Source organism: Kribbella sp. NBC_01245 (genome assembly GCF_036226525.1).
Lineage (GTDB): Bacteria > Actinomycetota > Actinomycetes > Propionibacteriales > Kribbellaceae > Kribbella.
Window position 1 is genome coordinate 8,644,579 of the sequence record NZ_CP108487.1, and the last position, 20,008, is coordinate 8,664,586.

General features: G+C 67.5%; 9 protein-coding genes. 8 read left to right on the forward strand and 1 reads right to left on the reverse strand.

Annotated elements, in window-relative coordinates; genetic code table 11:
* Window positions 1–60 precede the first annotated feature (60 nt).
* From OG394_RS39865 to OG394_RS39900, 8 genes are all read left to right on the forward strand, one after another.
* A complete protein-coding gene (locus tag OG394_RS39865; RefSeq protein ID WP_328992573.1) occupies window positions 61–516 on the forward strand; it encodes a LysM peptidoglycan-binding domain-containing protein in 456 nt (151 codons plus the stop codon).
* A gap of 103 nt (window positions 517–619) precedes the next feature.
* Window positions 620–2,473: a glycerophosphodiester phosphodiesterase gene (locus tag OG394_RS39870; RefSeq protein WP_328992574.1), complete on the forward strand. Its 1,854-nt coding sequence runs from the start codon at window positions 620–622 to the stop codon at window positions 2,471–2,473.
* 137 nt (window positions 2,474–2,610) lie between these two features.
* Window positions 2,611–11,703 (forward strand): polymorphic toxin-type HINT domain-containing protein, encoded by a 9,093-nt coding sequence (locus OG394_RS39875; protein WP_328992575.1) that lies wholly within the window; start codon window positions 2,611–2,613, stop codon window positions 11,701–11,703.
* The gene (locus OG394_RS39880) at window positions 11,700–12,398 is read left to right on the forward strand and encodes a hypothetical protein (protein ID WP_328992576.1); all 699 of its coding nucleotides are present in this window, start codon (window positions 11,700–11,702) and stop codon (window positions 12,396–12,398) included. The genes OG394_RS39875 and OG394_RS39880 overlap by 4 nt, the downstream gene beginning before the upstream one ends.
* A gap of 316 nt (window positions 12,399–12,714) precedes the next feature.
* Window positions 12,715–13,194 carry a transcriptional regulator NrdR gene (gene nrdR, locus OG394_RS39885; RefSeq protein WP_328992577.1) on the forward strand — a complete coding sequence of 160 codons (480 nt, stop codon included), beginning with the start codon at window positions 12,715–12,717 and terminating at the stop codon, window positions 13,192–13,194.
* A 134-nt stretch (window positions 13,195–13,328) separates the two neighbouring features.
* On the forward strand, window positions 13,329–16,244 hold the full coding sequence (locus OG394_RS39890; RefSeq protein ID WP_328992578.1) for a vitamin B12-dependent ribonucleotide reductase: 2,916 nt from the start codon (window positions 13,329–13,331) through the stop codon (window positions 16,242–16,244).
* 77 nt (window positions 16,245–16,321) lie between these two features.
* Window positions 16,322–17,980 (forward strand): helix-turn-helix transcriptional regulator, encoded by a 1,659-nt coding sequence (locus OG394_RS39895; protein ID WP_328992579.1) that lies wholly within the window; start codon window positions 16,322–16,324, stop codon window positions 17,978–17,980.
* A gap of 81 nt (window positions 17,981–18,061) precedes the next feature.
* A complete protein-coding gene (locus OG394_RS39900; RefSeq protein ID WP_328992581.1) occupies window positions 18,062–19,159 on the forward strand; it encodes a class I SAM-dependent methyltransferase in 1,098 nt (365 codons plus the stop codon).
* 6 nt (window positions 19,160–19,165) lie between these two features.
* Here the strand turns inward: OG394_RS39900 and OG394_RS39905 are convergent, their stop codons facing one another.
* Complete coding sequence (locus tag OG394_RS39905) at window positions 19,166–19,999, reverse strand: aldo/keto reductase (RefSeq protein WP_328992582.1); 834 nt, start codon at window positions 19,997–19,999, stop codon at window positions 19,166–19,168.
* Window positions 20,000–20,008 lie beyond the last annotated feature (9 nt).

Genomic DNA, 20,008 nt, shown 5'->3' on the forward strand with positions numbered 1-20,008 from the left:
ACTGTCGGAGGCACCCGGTAGACAGAGATCGACACCGTAGGACGAGGTCTGGAGGATCCGATGAGCGCAGTCGCGTTGGTCACGCAAACGCCGGATGTCGACGGCACCAAACGGGCGCGTCGGCGTCGAGTGATCGACGGCGTCAGTACCGAGCGCCTGCCGGCGAGAGCGTGTGCCGGGGCCGAGGTCGGGCCGCAGCCGGTGGCCGAGCCGCCCGCGCTGCAGTTGACCAGGCGCGGCAAAGCGGTGCTGACGATCGTGTCGGTGCTGGTCTTCGGCGCGGCGGTCGCGGTGCTCGGGCTTCGTGTGGCCGGTGTCTGGTCGGGTGTGCCGGAGATGGCCGGCACGGTGCCGGTCCAGGTCGGTGCCGGCGAATCGCTCTGGTCGATCGCTCAGGAGACGAATCCCGGTCAGGATCCGCGCATGGTGGTCGAGCAGATCGCCGATCTGAACGGTCTGTCCGCCGCCACCGACGTCACGCCGGGCAGCACGCTGCAGATCCCGGTTTTCCGCTGACCGACTGGGCAGAGAGCGCATCAGCCTCGACGTCCTGAGAGTTCGCCGTTGATTCATGACGAGCTCTAGCGCTGTTGTTGTCATTTTCCTACGGTCGATCTCCATGACCACCACAGCGTCCGCCCGACCCCGGTTCCGCGCCGCCATCGCCCTGCTGGCTGCGACCGCCACCGCCCTAGTCACCGTCTCAACCACCCAGACCACGGCAACCGCCGCAAGTACCGCGCAGCAGACCGCCGAAGCGCCGACGATCAACGAAACGTTCGACGGTCCCGGCCTCCCCGCCGGCTGGACCGCGGCCGAAGGATCGTGGCGAGTCGAGGGCGGCCGCCTGCTCGGTACGTCGACCAGCTCGAGCCAGCAGAGCCGGATCACCTTCGGCACCCCGCTGGCCGACTTCCGGATCGAGGCCCGCCTCCGGTTCGAGTCCGCCATCGACGCCGCTCGCTGGACGGCGTTCGGCCTTGATCTCGCTCCGAGTGGCGCCGTGCCGTGGTCCATCGCGACCATCCGCAACAACGCCACCGCGGCGAACGGCCTCGAGTTCGCGCAGCGTACGACCGCCAACGCCTGGAATGTCACGAACACGGGCCCGTCCCCTGTCCAGGTCGGCACCGGCAAAGAGGTGCGCGTCGCCGTCGAGGTCCGCGGTTCGCGTGGCGTCTGGTACGTCGACGGCCGCGAGGCCCTCCGTACCACTCAGGTGCAGCGCACTCCGCAAGGCGTGCAGGCGTTGTTCGTCAACGGCGCGACCGTCTCGTTCGACGACCTCACCGTCACGCCGCTCGGCCGCGAGTCGTTCGTCCGCAAACCGGGGGAGACCCTGCGGGTGTGGGCACACCGCGGCGCCTCCTCCGCCGTACCGGAGAACACTGCCGCCTCCGACGAGGTCGCACGCCGTGCCGGTGCCGAGTGGATCGAGAACGACGTACAGCCGTCCAAGGATGGCGTGCCGGTGATCATGCACGACGGCACGGTCGATCGCACCACCGACGGCACGGGCGCGGTGAACAGTCTGACCGCGGCCCAACTCGCCGGTCTCGACGCGGGCTCGTGGTTCGCGCCCGCCTTCACGGGCCAGCGTGTCCCGACCCTGGCGAGCCAGCTCGACGGCCTGAAGACCCGCGGCGGCAACCTCCTGCTCGAGGTCAAGGGCCCGCATACCAGGGTCCAGGTAGAGCGCATCGTCACCGAGATCCGCGCCAAAGGCATGGCCAGCCGGGTGTTCGTGCAGAGCTTCGAGCCGCAGCACCTGCGCTGGATGCGCGAGCTCGCCCCGGAGCTACCGCTCGGCCTGCTGCGCAGCACGCTCGACGCCGACCCGGTCGCCATCGCGAAAGACCTCGGCCTGTCGGCGTACAACCCGTCCGAGGCCGCCTTCCGCACGCGGCCCGGAATCGCGGTGGACCTGCACGCAGCCGGCGTCGCCGTGAACGTGTGGACCGTGGACAACGCCACCAGCTGGAAGTTCCTCGAAGAGGCGGACGTCGACGGCATCATCACCAACCGCCCGGCCGAACTCGCCGGCTGGAACGCGGCCTTCAAGCAGCGCCCGACGGCCACGATCCTCAGCCCGGCCACCGGCGCTAAGTTCGACCGCGCTCAGACCGTCACCATCGCGGTCGACGGCGCAGCCCGGCAGGACATCACCCTCGACGGCAAGCCGGTCACCAACGGCCAGACGATCGCCCTCGCCCACGAAACCGCCGGCCGCCACGTCATCAAGGTCGGCGCCACCGAGTCGACGTTCGAGCTAGTGGCCACTCAAACCGGTCTGGCCCACCTGATCTTCACCTCGGACGCGCCCGCCAACGCGAAAGCCACGATGGCGTCACTACTCGGCTCCGCCCGGTACGACGCCCTCGCGACCTACGCCGCAACCCCCGCGACCCGCGGCCTCACCGCCGACCAAAAGCGCCTGATCATCGCCGAAGCGCAGGCACTTCGCGACCGCTGACGGCGCGTTCGGCAACAACCTGCAACTCCCGCATAACCCCCTGTTAGAAACCCACGAGATCCGTTTAGACTCCCGGCGGCCGGTAGATCGGCCGCCGGGGGAGTCGCGTTCAATCGTTGAGGATTTCTGGGGGTTCCGTGTCGCGCCGTAGCACCGTCATGCTCGTTGCCGTCTCACTCTTGGCCTCGCTGCTAGGGCCTAATCCACTGGCCACAGCCGAGCCCACCCAAGCGCCGAAGCAACAACAGGCGAGACAGGCCGCAACACCTGCCCTACAACCCGCCGCCGGCCAGTTCGTGCCAGTAGCGCCAGCGACCGTCGTGAACGGCGTAGCCATCGCCGCGGCCGGGACGAGCACCGTCACAGTCGCAGGCGCGAACGGCATCCCGTCCGCCGCCCAGGTCAGCGCAGTCGCGGTACAGGTGACAGCGATCGGCACTACGGCCGCGGGCTACGTGCAGACCTTCGCGGCCGGTACGACGCGTCCGACCGACAGTACGACCAACTTCGTCACCGGACGCAATACCGCCAGCTATGACGTCGTACCGGTCTCCGCGACGGGCCAGATCAGCGTCTACTCGAGCGCCGCGTCGAAGGTGTGGGTCCGCCTCCGCGGCTACTACACGTCCGCGTCGGCCGTGACCGCTGGAGCGACGTTCGTACCGCTGGCGCCGACCGCAGTCGTCAACAACGTCTCCCTCGCGGCAGCCGGTACGACGACCGCCACGCTCGCCGGGGCGAACGGCATCCCCGCGGCGGCCAGTGTCGCCGCTGTGGCGCTGGACGTCGTCGCGTCGGCCCCGACCGCGGCAGGCGTGATCAAGACCTACCCCGCGGGTACGACGGCTCCGGCAGACGCGACGGTCAACTACCCCGTGAGCGTGAGCCAGTCGAACTACGAGACCGTCAAACTCTCCAGCACCGGACAGGTCACGTTCTCCGCGAGCGGTGCCACCAAGCTCACCGTGCGCCTGCGCGGCTACTACTCGGTGCCGACCGCAACAACCGCCGCCGCGTCGTACGTCCCCGTGGCACGCGCGACCGTCGTCAACAACGTGGCACTCGCGGCAGCCGGTACGACGACCGCGACGTTCGCCGGCGCCAACGGCGTACCAGCGGCTGCGACCGTCGCCGCGATCGACGCCAACGTGGTCGCCTCGGCACCGACGGCGGCGGGCGCTCTCACGTCGTACGCCGCCGGTACGACGCGCCCGGCGGACTCGTCCGTGCACTACGCGAACGCCGTCAGCACCGCCTCGCACGACACGGTGAAGATCTCCGCTGCGGGTCAGACCACCTTCTACGCGAGTGGTGCGACCAAGCTGATCGTGCGGCTCCGCGGATACTTCAAGAAGGCGACGGCGCCACTCGCGCCCACGGGCGTCACCGTGGCTCCGGGCGATGGGCGCGCGACGGTCGGCTGGACCACGCCGAAGGACGGCGGCGCCGCGATCACCGGCTATACCCTGACCGCGAACCCGGGCGGCATCAAGACGACGGTCGGCCTCGAGGACAGCGCGACGATCACAGGTCTGACCAACGGCACGCCGTACACGTTCACCGTGCAGGCGATCAACGCCGCCGGTACGAGCGCCGCGTCGGCGGTCACCAAGCCAGTGGTGCCGATGGGTGGCGAGGTCCTCTACGCGCATGACGCGGCCGGCCGGGTAAAGGCCGTGTTCACGTCGGATGGCGCGGGTGTCGCGTACCAGTACGACGCCGTCGGCAACATCACCGCGACGCAGAGCCTGCCCGCCGACCAGCTGAAGGTCGTCCAGGCGGGCCCGGCCACGGTCGTCGTCGGCGACTCGTACGAGATCTATGGCACCGGCTTCGGCCTCGATCCCGCCCAGGTCCAGGTCAGCATCGGGGGAGCGGCAGCCGCCATCACCTCGCACCGGCGCAACCACCTGGTCGCGACGGTGCCGGCCGGTGCCGCGTCCGGGCCGGTCACGGTCACCGTGGCGGGTACGACAGTGCAGGCCGCCCAGGTCGCACTTCTCACGGCACCGCAGGTAGCTACCGTCAGCCCCGCCATCGTCGACCGCTCGGGCACGTTGACCGTGTCGGGTGCGAACTTCGCGCCGACTACTACCGGCAACAACGTCTCGATCAACGGCACGAAGCTCCAGGTGCTGACGGCGTCACCCACCAGCCTCACGCTGCGAGCTCCCGGGTTCGGCGTGGTCGGCAAGGTCACCGTCCGCACCCGCGCCGGACTGGTGACGTCGACCGACCGGGTGACCGTGCCGCCGGCGCCGTTCCTGGCCGCCGATGTCGCGGCGTCGACCCACCTCAGCGTGGACACCCCGGCCACGATCACCATGGCCACGTCGAACCAGCTCGCCTTGTTCAGCATCGACGGCACTCCCGGCAAGCGGCTCGGTTTCCAGATCGACGAGACGATCAGCGGTTGCTACGAGGCGCACATCTGGGCGCCGGACCGCAGTGCCGTGGTGGTCGTCGAGACCATCTGCGGCAAGGAGTTCCTCGAGCTGCCGCGCTCGGCCGCGGCCGGGACGTACATGATCGAGCTCGACCCACGGGATCCCACCACCGGAACGTTCACGGTGACCGCCCGCCAGAGCGCGGACCTCACCGCCGCGTTGACGATCGACGGCCCGGTGGGCAGCCTGACCACGACCGCGGCCCCGTCGCACGCGACCTTCACCTTCAGCGGCACGCAGGGCCAGCTCGTCTTCACCACGCTCACCGCGCCGAACAAGCTCGCCCATGGCGCCGTGCTGTGGGGACCGCAGGGCCAGAAGCTCAACAGCACTGGCACGTTCTACGGCACCTCGGACAGTGGCTACCTCAGCGCGGTCCTGCTGCCGGAGACGGGCGTCTACACCGTGGACATCAACCCGTATCAGTTCGACCTCGGCACCTACACCGCACAGGTGACGCTGGTCCCGCCGCCTGTGTCGGCCACGACTACGATCGACGGCACGGCCGCGCGCCTCGGCATCACCAAGCCCGGCCAGACCGGCTCGGTGAGCTTCACCGGTACGCAAGGCCAGCTGGTCCACATCGACCTGGCCACGGCACTCACCAGCACGTCCAACGGCAAGGTCACGCTCCGCGGTCCCGACGGGTCATTCCTGCACCGGGATCAGACCTGGAGCTACTTCATGGACTACCTCGCCGACCGGTACACGCTGCCGCAAACCGGCGAATACCTCTTGCTGGTCGAGCCGTACGGCGCGCAGACGGGCACGATCGACGTAGGAGTCAACGCCATCCCGGCCGACGTCGTCGTACCCGCCACGGTCGACGAAGCGGCCAAGCCGGTCGGCAACACCAAGCCCGGCCAGCTCGCCCGGATGACCTTCCCGGCGACAGCGGGTCAGCGGGTGATGGTGACGTGTGTCGCGATCGCCGGTCACGAGTACGACGTCGACTTCCAGCTGCTCAACCCGGCCGGTACCAGGGTCGAATCCGGCACCTGTTCGACGTCCGACAAGGGCATCCTGTTCGACACGCGGGCGTTGACCGACGGCACCTGGACCGTGACGGTCGACCCGAAGCGCGCGCTGTTGCTGAGCCCGGTGTTGCGGGCCGTTTCGGTCCCGGCTGACGTGGTGACCAACTCGGCGCTCGGCTCGAGCCCGGTCGTCAACCTCGTGCCCGGGCAGAACGCGTCCGTCGTCTTCCCGGTGGCGGCGAACCAGCGGTTCTACGTCGGTTGCACCCTGACCACGCCGGACCAGCAGTACGACATCGATTTCGAGCTGTTCCGGCCCGACGGCACTCGCGCCGACTCGGGTAGTTGCTACAGCTCGTTCAAGGGTGAGCTCTTCGACACCAGCACGGCCATCGCCACCGATGGCAACTGGACGGTCAAGATGAACCCGGGCCTGAACGCGAACGCGGGCGCCACGATCCGCCTCATCGCCGTACCCGCCGATCTCGCCATCAGTACGACGATCGGCGCGGCCGCTTCGACGTTCGACACCTCGGTCGGGCAGGGCGCGGTGCTCTCGTTCCCGGCGACCGCGGGCCAGCGGGTGCTGATCGGCTGCAGCCTGGTCGATTGGGCCGCCAAGCAGTACGACGTGAACTTCAAGCTGCTCCGGCCGGACGGTACGACGGAGAAGAGCGCGAGCTGCTACGAATCCAGTGGCGGCATGCTGATCGACACTCTCGCGCTCACCGAGGGAACCTGGAAGCTGGTCGTCGATCCGGATTACGCGGTGACGACCCGAACCACCGTGCGGCTCTACTCGGTGCCCGCGGACATCACGAAGACGGCGACCGTCGGTGGTGCCGCGGTGAGCGTGACGACCGTGGTCGGCCAGTCGGCGCGCGTCACCTTCACCGGTACGGCGAGCCAGAAGATCAAGGCGACACTCACGGCGTCGAACTACCCGTCGTGCGGCGGATTCGTGCGCCTGCAGAACTCGGCGGGCACGCAGCTGACGTCGATGTGCCTGTCGCTGAACAGCTCGCTCACCTACACCTTGCCGACGGCCGGGACGTACACGCTGTTCGTCGACCCGAGCGAGCTTTCCGCCGGGACCGCGAGTCTGACGGTCGCCAACGCTCCTGCCTTGGCACCCGATTCCGCCTCATCGACCAGCGACGAGGACAAGCCGGAACGTCGTCAGTTGCCCAAGGCAACACCAAGCGACAACCGCTCGACGGCTGATGAGGACGAGCCGGCGCAGGCCCCGGTCTATCCGCGCAAGCGCGACGCCTCGCTGACCGGCAAGATCCTGCGCACCGACGGCAAACCGCTCGCCGGCGTCACCGTGCGCGTGGCCGACCGGGCGGTGAAGACCCGGAACGACGGCTCGTTCGTGTTGAGTCGCCTGCCGCAGGGGACTTGGTTGTTCGTGATGGACGGCCGGACGGCGTCCACGCGGACGGCGAAGTACGGCTACTTCGACGTACAAGTGAATCTCTTCAAGGGCCGGAACAAGCTGTTCTACCAGCCGTATCTGCCGATTCTGGACACGGCCAACGAGATGTCGATCGCCTCGCCGACGACCGGTCCGACGGTGATCAAGACGTCGAAGGTCCCGGGCCTGGAGGTCCACCTGCCCAAGGGCGTGACGATCACGGACGCGGACGGCAAGCCGGTTACGCGAGTCGGCATCACGCCGATTCCGGTGGACCGGACGCCGATCCCGATGCCCAAGGGCGTGCAGGTGCCGGTGTATTTCACGGTCCAGCCCGCCGGCGGTGAGCTGCATGGCGGCGAAGGCAAGATCTACTACCCGAACTACCTGGACCAGAAGCCCGGCACGCAGGTGAACTTCTGGACCCACGAGAAGTACGCCGAGGGCTGGGAGGTCTACGGCACCGGCACCGTCACGGCCGACGGTAAGCAGGTCAAGCCCGACTACGACACCGCGATCGAGAACTTCGATGGCGCGATGATCAACGTCTCCGGCTGGCTGGAGGCACTGGGCAAGGGCATTCTCGAGGCGCTGGGCTCGGCCGGCGACCCGGTCGATCTCGGCACCGGGCGGTTCACTTACAACCAGTCCGACCTGACGCTGGGCGGGTTCATCCCGATCGACGCGCAGCGCTCGTACAACTCCGGCGACGGCCGCGCGCGCCCGTTCGGCTGGGGCACGATCGGCACGTACGACACCTTCCTGACCTCCAAACGCCAATGGCAGGAGGCCGATCTCAACCTGATCGACGGCACCCAGGTTCACTTCGTCCGTACGTCGGCGGGCACCGGCTACTCGGACGCGGCGTTCGCGGCCGTCGGCACGATCGGCCAGTTCGCCGGGTCGACGCTGATCTGGAACGGCCGCGGCTGGGACCTGCGGCTGCGGGACGGAACCACGTTGGTGTACGGCGAACTCGCGCCGCTGCAGGGCATTCGCGACCGCTTCGGTCACTACGTGCAGATCCGGCGTATCGCCAAGAATGGTTGGGGAAACCAGATCGGCGCAGTCGTCGCGGTCACGTCGTCCGAGGGCTACTGGCTGACCTACGACTACGACACGGCCGGTCAGGTCACCGCCATCCACGACAACGCGGGCCGAACCGTCTCGTACACCTACGAGAACGGTCTGCTGAAGACGGTCACGGACGTCAACGGCGGCGTCACGACGTACGGCTGGGACGCCTCGAAGCGCCTCACCACCATCACGGACGCCAAACAACAGCTCTTCCTCACCAACACCTACGACACCAACAACCGCGTAATCCAGCAGCAGCTCGCGGATGGCGGCCTCTACAAGTTCGACTATGTCCTCGACGCCACCGGCAAGAAGGTGGTCAAGACGACGGTGACCGATCCGTCCGGCGCCAAGCGGGTCGTGGAGTACGACGCGGCCGGCTATCTCGCCAAGGACGCGAGCGCCGTCGGTACCGCCAAGGAACGCGGCTACTCGGTCGAGCGTGACCCGGCCAGCCACGTGCCGACGAAGACCACTGACTCGGATGGTCGCGTCATCACCAGCACGTACAACGCGAACCAGCAGGCGACGTCGACGACCACCACGGTCGGTGGTGTCGTCCAGCAGGAGACGGCGACGTACAACGGGCCCGAGGGCGCGATGGACTCGACGACCGATGCCGTGGGCAACACCACCCGGTACACGTTCGATGCCGCGGGCAACGTCGCGACCACGACCGACGCCGAAGGCCGCAAGACCACCTTCGAGTGGAACAGCGACGGCCTGCTGGTGAAGCAGACGCCGGATGGCGCGGGTGCCACGACGTACGAGTATCTGGACGGCGTCACGTCGGAGGTGACCGATCCGCTCGGGCGCAAGACGTCGTACGGCATCGACGCGGCCGGACGCGTGGTGGAGACGGTCGGACCCGACGGTGGCGTCAACACCGTGCAGTACGACCCGGCGAATCAGGTGTTGTCGACGAAGGACCCGGCGGGTGCCGTCACGACGTACACCTATGACCAGAACGGCAATCTCGAGTCGTTGAAGGACGCCCGGGACGGCATCACCACCTGGGCGTACGACGCGGCCGATCGGGTCCACCGGATGACGGACCAGCTCGGGCGGGATACGACGTACACCTACACCGCGCTCGGACGGCCTGAGACGGTTACGGATCGCAGAGGTCTCACGACCGAGTACAGGTACGACGAGTTGCAGCGCGAGGTCTTTACCGGTTTCGGCCGGACGGGCTCGCCTGGGGCGTACCAGTACGAGTCGACGCTCACCTCGGTGTACGACGCGAAGGGCCGTCTCGAGTCGGTGACGGACTCCACACCGGGCGCGGGAGCGGTGACCTACGGCTATGACGAGCGGGACCGGCTTACCAGCGAGACGACGCCTCAGGGCACGACCACGCGGGTCTGGGACGAGATAGACCGTCTGCGGGTGCTCAAGGTGCCAGGTCTGCCTGATACGACGTACGACTACGACAGGACCGACCGGCTCACCAAGGTGACTCGTGGAACGGTCGAGGCCTCTTACGGGTACGACTCGACCGGGCGGCTCAAGACGCAGACGTTGCCTGGCGGGATCGTCCGTACGGCCGACTACGACCTTGCGGGCGCTCTGACCAGTCTGAGGTTCAGTGCGGGCGCTCAGTCGCTAGGGGATCTCACCTACCACTACGACAGCGCAGGACGTCTCGATCGCACTGGTGGTACTTGGGCGCGGGCAGACCTGCCAGAGCCGGTTACAACCGCTGTATTCGACGCAGCGAACCGTCTGACCTCACTGGACGGCGTAACCCGCTCCTACGACAACGAGGGCAACCTGACGTCTGACGGCACGTCGACGTACTCCTGGAACGCCCGGGGCCAGTTGGCCGGTACGACGGGCGCGGTCGGTGCTGCCGCGATCAAGTACGACCCGCTCGGCCGGCGCATCGGTACGACCGTCGGCGGCGAGACGTGGAACCTGCGCTACGACGGCGACAACCTGCTCGTCGAGGATGGGCCTGGTGCTGCTGATGCCACCTACCTCAGCGGGCTGGGGACTGACTCGGCCGTTGCAAGGGTTGACGGGCTCGACGGCACTGGTGGCGCCTCAGCCCTGCTGACGGATCGCCTGGGCTCAGTGGTGGCCCGGACGGCTCCTGGGGCTTCGACGCTTGCGGCCGAGTACACGTACGGTCCGTACGGCGAGGGGCGGTCGAGCCTCGCGGACGACACGAACCCGGTGCGGTTCACCGGGCGCGAGTCTGGGCCGGGAGTGCCCGCGGGGCTGCAGTTCCAGCGGGCCCGGTGGTACGAGCCAGGCACGGGCCGCTTCCTGTCGGAGGACCCGGCCGGGTTCACCGGTGCCGGGCCGAACCTCTACAACTACGTGAACGGCGATCCGGTCGACGCGACCGACCCGAGCGGCGCGGTGCCGCAGATTCTGGTGGCCTGTGCGGGCGGTGCCGTGGTCAACACCGTGGCCGGGGTGCTGCTCGGGCGCAAGCATTCCGTCGGGGATTACCTGCGGGGGCTTGGCAAGGGCTGTGCCGAGGGTGTGCTGATGTTCGGCGTCGGGAAGTTCCTGAGCGTCGGACTGCGGTCGGCCCGTCCGGCCACCCGGTTGCTGGATGACGCGGCTGAGACGGCCGCGAAGGCCTGCAGCTTCACCGGCGAGACCGTGGTGCTGATGGCCGACGGGACCAAGAAGCCGATCTCGGAGGTCGAGGTCGGGGACGAGGTGCTGGCGACGGACCCGGAGACGGGGGAGCAGGCCGCCCGCAAGGTCAGCAAGGTGTTCGAGCATTCCGACCAGGTGGTGGACCTCGAGGTCGATGGCGAGATCGTCACGACCACCGCGAACCACCCGTTCTGGAATGAGACGGACCAGCGGTTCGAACCGGCCGGGGAGCTCGATCGCGGCGACCAGGTCCGCTCGGCCGACGGCAGCCGCCTGACAGTCGGCGGCCTGCGGTTCGCGACGGCCCGGCTCGCCACGGCGTACAACCTCAAGGTCGACGGGATCCACACGTATCACGTCGGCGTGGCCGGGCTGCTGGTCCACAACGCGTGCGTGATCCCGAAGATCACCGATCACGGGTTGAAGCACTCGTTCGACCGGCATGCGGCGCAGTGGTTCGGCCGCGAGGTCGGCAAGGGCCGGATGGACGACTGGAGCGCGCTGATCCAGCGGACGGCCCGCAGCTCGAAGGTGTTCCCGTGGTCGAGTGGTTCGACCGCGACGCAGGCGCACCTGGCCCGGATCGACGGCAAGTGGTTCGTGGCGCAGTTCAACGCCACCACCGGTGATCTGGTCACCGCGTTCGTACCGACCAACAAGCAGGTGACCGCGATGCTGCGACTATTGGGCAAGTGACGAAAGACGCGCTCTATCCACAGCCACCGCATCTGTCGATCAGCATCTGGTCGCCGGATGACGAGGAGTCCGTCTTCGGCCGGGCCTGTGACGTGGCGGTGGAGCTGGGGTGCCGGCCGAGCGGAGTCGCTCGGCTGGCACCCCGTGGGGAGCCGTTCGAGCTGGTGCACGACCTCGAGGCGACGACCGAGCAGCTCGCGGCGGCGGCGTTCGAGACCGCGGTGCATGGCGGGGGTCCGCTGCGGGCGGTGAAGGCGGGCTTCCAGAGCAAGGCCTGGGGCACGGTGATCGTCGAGCACACTCTCGGTCCCGCGGCTGAGCCGCATCCGACGGCGATCTCGTTGTCCGGTGATCTGCTCAGCCCATTGGAGTCGCAGAGCCGGTCGGAGCGGCGGGCCGCGCAGAAGCTGTCCGAGTGGTCAGTCGAGGTGCTGCGCGAGCTGAGCGCGCGCTGTTCGGCGCGCTACGGCACGATCGCGGTCGAGGTTTCGATGCCGACTCCCGCCGGACTGCGGGCGGGGGAGCGACTTCAGGGCGACATCTTCGTCGCCGCCGAGATCGACCGCTTCCGGGCCGCCTTCGGACCTGTTGGCGGAGTGGTCTGGCCGCAGGGTGAGTTCTTCTCCCGACCTCCTGTGGATGACCGCGCGTTGGCCTCCGGTTGTGTCGCGCTGGGGTACGCCTTAGCACCCTGAACACCGGTTTCGATGGTCATATTCCCGTCTCGGAACGTGCCCGATTATGTTGCCTGGGTAACGACACGCCGGGCCCACGCGGGGGCCTTGACCCTGCTTGCTTCTGTCGGAGGCCGGGCGTACGGTATCCCTAGATGTAGTAGTTACACGGGTGAAGTTAGTCCACAGGTTGTGGTCGGTTAACCACAGGCCATCAACAAGTCATACACAGGTTGTCCCCAGGTTTATCCCCAGACGGCACCGCTAGCGGGGCGCCGCACCGGGTTGTGACCGGTTTGCGGGACGACTGATCGACTCTCGGGAGGAGTGGTTCGCGATGCACTGTCCTTACTGCCGTCACGCGGACTCCCGGGTGGTGGACAGCCGGGTTGCCGAGGACGGCGGAGCGATCCGCCGCCGCCGGCAGTGCCCGGTCTGCGACAAGCGGTTCACCACGGTCGAGCAGATGCAGCTGACAGTGGTGAAACGGTCCGGCGCGACCGAGCCGTTCAGCCGCGACAAGGTGATCCGGGGCGTCGGCAAGGCCTGCAAGGGCCGGCCGGTCGACCAGAACGCTCTGGCGCGACTCGGCCAGCAGGTCGAGGACGCGTTGAAGGGCGCCGGGTCGCCAGAGGTGCCGGCGCACGAGGTGGGCCTGGCGATTCTCGGTCCCTTGCGGGAGCTCGACGAGGTGGCGTATCTGCGCTTCGCGAGCGTCTACCGCCAGTTCGAGTCGGCTGACGACTTCGAGACCGAGATCGCGCTGCTCCGGGCTGAGAAAGAGCCCGCGGGCACGGAGCCGACGGCTCGCGCCTAGCCGTGCGCCGTACCCAAAGAACACCACAGACGTTAACGGGGAAGTAGCACGTGCAGTACCGCATTGCCCAAGTAAGGCCAACGGGGCGGTCCCGACAGACCGCAGCAGCAGTACAGACGAGTCGAGGAGTAACCATGACAGAGACGGTGACCGGCCATTCGGGGTCGACCAAAAGGTCGGCGGCCGGGTTCCGGGGACGCAAGAACGCGTCCACGGGACTCACCATCGAGCGCATCTTCACCACCGAGGGCGTCCACCCCTACGACGACGTGACGTGGGAGCGCCGCGATGTCGTCCAGCAGAACTGGAAGACCGGCGAGACCGTCTTCGAGCAGCGCGGGGTCGAGTTCCCCGACTTCTGGAGCGTGAACGCCTCCACCATCGTCACCACCAAGTACTTCCGTGGTGCGGTCGGTCACGACAACCGCGAGTTCAGCCTCAAGCAGCTGCTCGACCGGGTCGTGAAGACCTATCGCAAGGCCGGTGAGGACTACGGCTACTTCGCCACTCCCGGCGACGCCGAGATCTTCGAGCACGAGCTGGCCTGGATGCTCCTCCACCAGTACTTCAGCTTCAACTCGCCCGTCTGGTTCAACGTCGGTACGACGTCCCCGCAGCAGGTGTCGGCCTGCTTCATCCTCGCCGTCGACGACTCGATGGACTCGATCCTCAACTGGTACAAGGAAGAGGGCCTGATCTTCAAGGGCGGCTCCGGTGCCGGTCTGAACCTGTCCCGCATTCGCTCGTCGAAGGAACTGCTGCAGTCCTCCGGTGGTACCGCCTCCGGTCCGGTCAGCTTCATGCGCGGTGCGGACGCCTCCGCCGGCACCATCAAGTCCGGTGGCGCCACCCGCCGCGCGGCCAAGATGGTCGTGCTGGACGTCGACCACCCGGACATCGAGGAGTTCGTCGAGACCAAGATGCGCGAGGAGGACAAGATCCGCGTCCTCCGCGACGCCGGGTACGACATGGACCTCGGCGGCCGCGACATCACCTCCGTGCAGTACCAGAACGCCAACAACTCGGTGCGCGTCACCGACGAGTTCATGCGCGCGGTCGAGGAGAAGGGCGAGTTCGGCCTGCGGGCCCGGATCGACAACTCGATCATCGAGACCGTCGACGCCCGCGAGCTGTTCGACAAGATCAGCCACGCCGCGTGGGCGTGTGCCGACCCGGGCATCCAGTACGACGACACCATCAACGACTGGCACACCACTCCCGAGACGGGCCGGATCACCGCGTCCAACCCCTGCTCGGAGTACATGCACCTCGACAACTCGTCGTGCAACCTGGCCTCGCTGAACCTGATGAAGTTCCTGAAGGACGACGACACCTTCGACTCGGCCAACTTCGTCAAGGCCGTCGAGCTGATCATCACCGCGATGGACATCTCGATCTGCTTCGCCGACTTCCCGACCGAGGCGATCGGCGACACCACCCGCGCCTACCGCCAGCTCGGTATCGGCTACGCCAACCTCGGCGCGCTGCTGATGGCGACCGGCCACGCCTACGACTCCGACGGCGGCCGCGCGCTGGCCGGCGCGATCACCTCGCTGATGACCGGTACGTCGTACCGTCGCTCGGCCGAGCTCGCCGGGGTCGTCGGCCCATACGACGGCTTCGCCCGGAACAAGGACGCGCACACCCGGGTGATGCGCAAGCACGCCGCGGCCAACGACGCGATCCGTACCGTGCACCAGATCGACAAGGACGTCCAGCAGCACGCCACCGCCGCGTGGGAGGGCGTGCTGAAGATCGGCACCAAGAACGGCTGGCGCAACGCGCAGGCCTCGGTGCTCGCGCCGACCGGCACCATCGGCTTCATGATGGACTGCGACACGACCGGTATCGAGCCGGACTTCTCGCTGGTCAAGTTCAAGAAGCTGGTCGGCGGCGGTTCGATGCAGATCGTCAACCAGACGGTGCCGCGGGCGCTGCGCCTGCACGGGTACACCGAGGAGACCATCGAGGCCATCGTCGAGTACATCGCCGAGCACGGTCACGTCGTCGACGCTCCCGGCCTGAAGACCGAGCACTACGAGATCTTCGACACCGCGATGGGCGAGCGTTCGATCAAGCCGATGGGCCACGTGCGGATGATGGCGGCGGCCCAGCCGTTCCTGTCCGGCGCCATCTCGAAGACGGTCAACCTGCCGGAGTCGGCCACCGTCGAGGAGATCTCGGACGTCTACTTCCAGGGCTGGAAGCTCGGCCTGAAGGCGCTCGCCGTCTACCGCGACAACTGCAAGGTCGGTCAGCCGCTGTCCGACTCGAAGACCGCGAAGGCCAACGGGTCCGACACCTCCGGGGTTGTTGTTGAAAAGGTCGTCGAGAAGGTCGTCGAGTACCGGGCGACCCGCAAGCGTCTGCCGAAGTCGCGCCCGTCGCGCACGACGTCCTTCAGCGTCGGTGGCGCCAAGGGCTACATGACCGCCGGTTCCTACCCGGACGACGGTCTGGGCGAGGTCTTCCTGAAGATGGGCAAGCAGGGTTCGACCCTGGCCGGTGTGATGGACGCCTTCTCGATCGCGGTCTCGGTCGCCCTGCAGCACGGGGTGCCGCTGGAGACCTACGTCCAGAAGTTCACCAACCTGAAGTTCGAGCCGGCCGGTCTGACCGACGACCCGGACGTCCGGATGGCGCAGTCGATCATGGACTACATCTTCCGCCGTCTGGCCCTCGACCACCTGCCGTTCGACGAGCGGGCCGCCCTCGGCATCTACTCGGCCGAAGAGCGTTCCCGCCAGCTCGACACCGGGTCGTACGAAGCCCCGGTCGAGCTGTCCGAGGCCGACTCGCTGAAGGCCGTCAAGCCTGCTTCGTCGTCGGAGACCACTGAAGCCGTCGCGGCCGTCGAGGCGGATGCCTCGGTCGACGCGGCAGCCGCCAAGCCGGTCAAGGGCGAGGCGCGTACGACGGCAGAGATGTTCGAACTCATCACCGGCACCTCGGTGGACGCACCACTCTGCTTCACCTGCGGCACCAAGATGCGCCCGAGCGGCTCCTGCTACGTCTGCGAAGGCTGCGGCAGCACCTCCGGCTGCAGCTGACCAGCTAGTCGGCGGCCCCGGTCCACTTCGGTGGGCCGGGGCTGTCCTGGTTGCGGAGTCAGCAGTACCGTCGAGAGGTGGCGGAGACGGCCGCTCTCCTCGAGGCGGGCGGAACGGCGCTTGCCGGCGGGGACTGGGTGGCGGCGCGTACTGCGTTCGGCGAGTCTGTGAGCATCGACCAGACCGCCGAGGGCCTCTTCGGCCTGGGGACCGCGCATTGGTGGCTCGGTGAGATCCGCGAGGCCTTCTCCTGTTGGGAGCGGGCGTACGCGTCCTTCTGTAGGTCAGACCCGGCTCAGGCGGTTGAGGTCGCCGTCGGCCTCAGCATGTTGCACGACGCGAACGCCGGGAATCGTACGGTCGCACGCGCCTGGGCGGCTCGAGCGGCTCGGCTGGCCACGACGCTGGATGAGCCGGTCCTGACGGCATGGGTTCTGCTCGCGAGAAGCGCCGTCGAGGACGACCCGCTACAGGTTGCCGCCTGGGCGGATCGTGCCCACCGAATCGCCGTGCAGACTGGGGATCGCGACCTCGAGCTCTGCGCCGTCAGCATGCGTGGTTCGGCGTTCATCGACCTCGGCCGGGTCGCGGAGGGCGGGATGCTGCTGGACGAGGCGCTGGCGGGTGCACTCGGTGGCGAAGGCTCGGATCTCTACACGGTGGTATTCACCAGTTGCCAGTTGATGCGAGCCTGCGTACGTGGTGCCGACTTCCTCCGGGTCATCCAGTGGACCAGCTCCCTGGAGACGTTCACCGAGAGGTACGGCTGCCCCTATCTCAACGCGACCTGCCGAGCGTCGTACGGCGGCGTGCTCGTTTCGACCGGGGACTGGGCGCGGGCCGAGACGGAGCTGGCGGCGGCCGTCGACTTGGCCCGGGACGCTCTGCCCGCCGTACGAGCTGAGGCTTTTGCGTACCTGGCCGACTTGCGCCTTGCGCAGGGGCGGGTGGACGAGGCGCGTCTGTTGCTCGCGGGATTCGAGGATCGCGAGGTCGTCCTGCCTGTTCTGGTGGCCGGCCATCTGGCTGCGGGGGAGATCGCGACGGCCGTCTCGACCGCGCGAGGGCGGCTCGGACATACCGAAGGACGTTTTCTCGAGGAGGCGCGGCTTCGCGAACTGCTCGGCGAAGTGTGCCTGTTGGAGGGAGACGTTGCCGGCGCGCTGGAGGAGGGCCGGTATCTCGCCGAGCTGGCGGCCCAGTCGGAGAGCGTGTTGATCACGGCTCGCGCTGAGCGGTTGAGGGGTCGTGCGCTGCTGGCGGGAATGGACTTGGCCGAGGCGCGGTCTCACCTCACCGCGGCACGGGCCCAATTCTCGATTCTGGAGATGCCGCTTGAGGTTGCCCGCACGCGGATGGCCTTTGCCGCGGCGCTGGTCGTAGAGGAACCCGAGCCGGCGATCGCCGAGGCGCGGATGGCGTTGACCGTTTTCGAGGATCTTGGTGCCGCCACTGATGCCGACGCGGCCGCCGCCTGGTTGCGATCGGCTGGGGCCGCTGCGGCGCGGGTCGGGCCCAAGGGCATCGGGTTGCTCACGAAGCGGGAGCTCGACGTACTCGAGCTGCTGGCGGACGGCCCCTCGAATCCGGAGATCGCCGCCCGGCTCTACCTCAGCAGGCGGACCGTCGAACACCATGTCGCCAGTGTGCTGTCGAAGCTCGGCCTGCGGAACCGGGCCGAGGCAGCCGCTTACGCCACTCGCCGGCGGGCATCCGAGAGCGCTTCGAGGATGTAGGCAGTCAATTTAGGTGAATTCACCGATGCTCGGGTCCGGGCGCGCGGTGGATGCTCTGGGGACCCTAGTTGAGGAGTCATCATGAGCGAGACCCTGACATCTGCGGCCTCTGCGGCCTCTGCGTTCGATGAGATTCGTGCGGAGAAGTTCGGCCGGCGGATGAGCGGAGTGATGAACGACGGCATGCTCGCCCTGCTGATGAGCATCGGTCACCAGGTCGGGCTGTTCGACACGTTGGCGAAGTTGCCACCGGCAACCAGTCACGAGATCGCGGGTGCGGCCGACCTGCAGGAACGGTACGTGCGTGAATGGCTCGCTGCGATGACCACTGCGAAGGTGGTCGAGTATGACCCGATCGCGCGCACGTACCGGCTGCCGGCCGAGCACGCCGGTTGGCTCACTCGTGCGGCTGGCCCGGCCAATCTCGCGGAGGCGATGCAGCTCATTCCCTTGCTGGCAAGCGTTGAATCGTTGGTGGCCGACTGCTTCCGCGTTGGAGGCGGCGTGCCTTACTCGGCCTTTACCGAGTTCCATCGGTTCATGGCCGAGGACAGTGGTGCGGTCTTCGACGCGACTCTCGTGGACGTCGTACTGCCGCTCGTTCCGGGCTTGCCCGAGCGCTTGCGAGACGGGCTCGACGTCGCGGATGTCGGTTGCGGCAGCGGGCACGCGATCAACCTGATCGCCCAGGCGTTTCCTCACAGTCGTTGTGTGGGCTACGACTTCTCGGCGGACGCCATCGCCGCGGGGCGCGATGAAGCCGCGAGACTTGGTCTGAGCAATGCCGAGTTCGTCGTCCAGGACGTTGCGACCTTGCAGGAGAAGAACAAGTACGACTTCATCACCGCGTTCGACGCCATCCACGACCAGGCGCATCCGGCCGAGGTCCTGGCTGCCATCGCCGCCGCGCTCCGGCCGGGTGGCGTCTTCCTGATGGTCGACATCCAGGCGTCGAGCAACATCGAGGACAACCTCGAGCACCCGTTCGGCACGTTCTTCTACGCCGTGTCGACCATGCACTGCATGACGGTCTCGCTCTCCCTCGACGGCGACGGCCTCGGCACGATGTGGGGCGAACAGAAGGCGCGCCAGCTGCTCACCGAAGCCGGCTTCACCTCAGTCCAGGCGACCCACATCGAAGCCGACGCCTTCAACACCTACTACCTCGCCACCGTCTGACTTCGTTCAATGGCCGAAGCTGTCGGAGTCGACCACCTCCGTCGCCTGGCCATCGAGCGCCGACAAGGCCGCGATCTGGTCGTCGGTCAGCTCGAAGTCGAAGACCTCCAGGTTCTGCGCGAGCCTCTGCGGATCCTGCGACTTAGGGATTGGTACGACGTTGAGCTCTACGTGCCAGCGCAAAATGACCTGACCCGGCGTCTTCCCATGCGCGTTGGCGATCTCTGCGACCTTCGGATGCTCCAGTAGGTTGGTGCGCTTGCCGAGCGGACTCCACCCTTCGGTGACAATCCCGTGCTCGGCATGGAAAGCGCGAGCGTCATCCCTGGTCCAGTAGGGGCTCAACTGGATCTGATTGACCTCCGGCACTACGCCTGTCTCATCGATCAACCGCTGCAGCTGCGCCGGCTTGAAGTTGGACACCCCGATGGCCCGCACCAGCCCGGCCTCCCGCAACGCGACCAACCCACGCCACGCGTCGACGTACCTGTCCTGTGCCGGGTTCGGCCAATGGATCAGCAACAGATCGAGATACTCCACGCCCAGCTTTTGAACGCTCGCCTCAAATGCTGCGCGCACCCCACCGACGCTGTGGTGGTCCTTATTGAACTTCGACGTGATGAACAGGTCTTCTCGTTTAGCCCCCGACGCCTTGATCCCACGCCCAACGCCAACCTCATTGCGGTAGTTCTCCGCGGTGTCGATCAACCGATACCCAACCTCGATAGCGCTCGCGACAGCCCGCTCAGCCTCTTGGTCAAGCATCGGCGAAGTGCCAACGCCAATCTGGGGAATCGAGGTGCCGTGCTCCAGCCGCACGGTCGGCACAACCTGACTCATCACGCACTC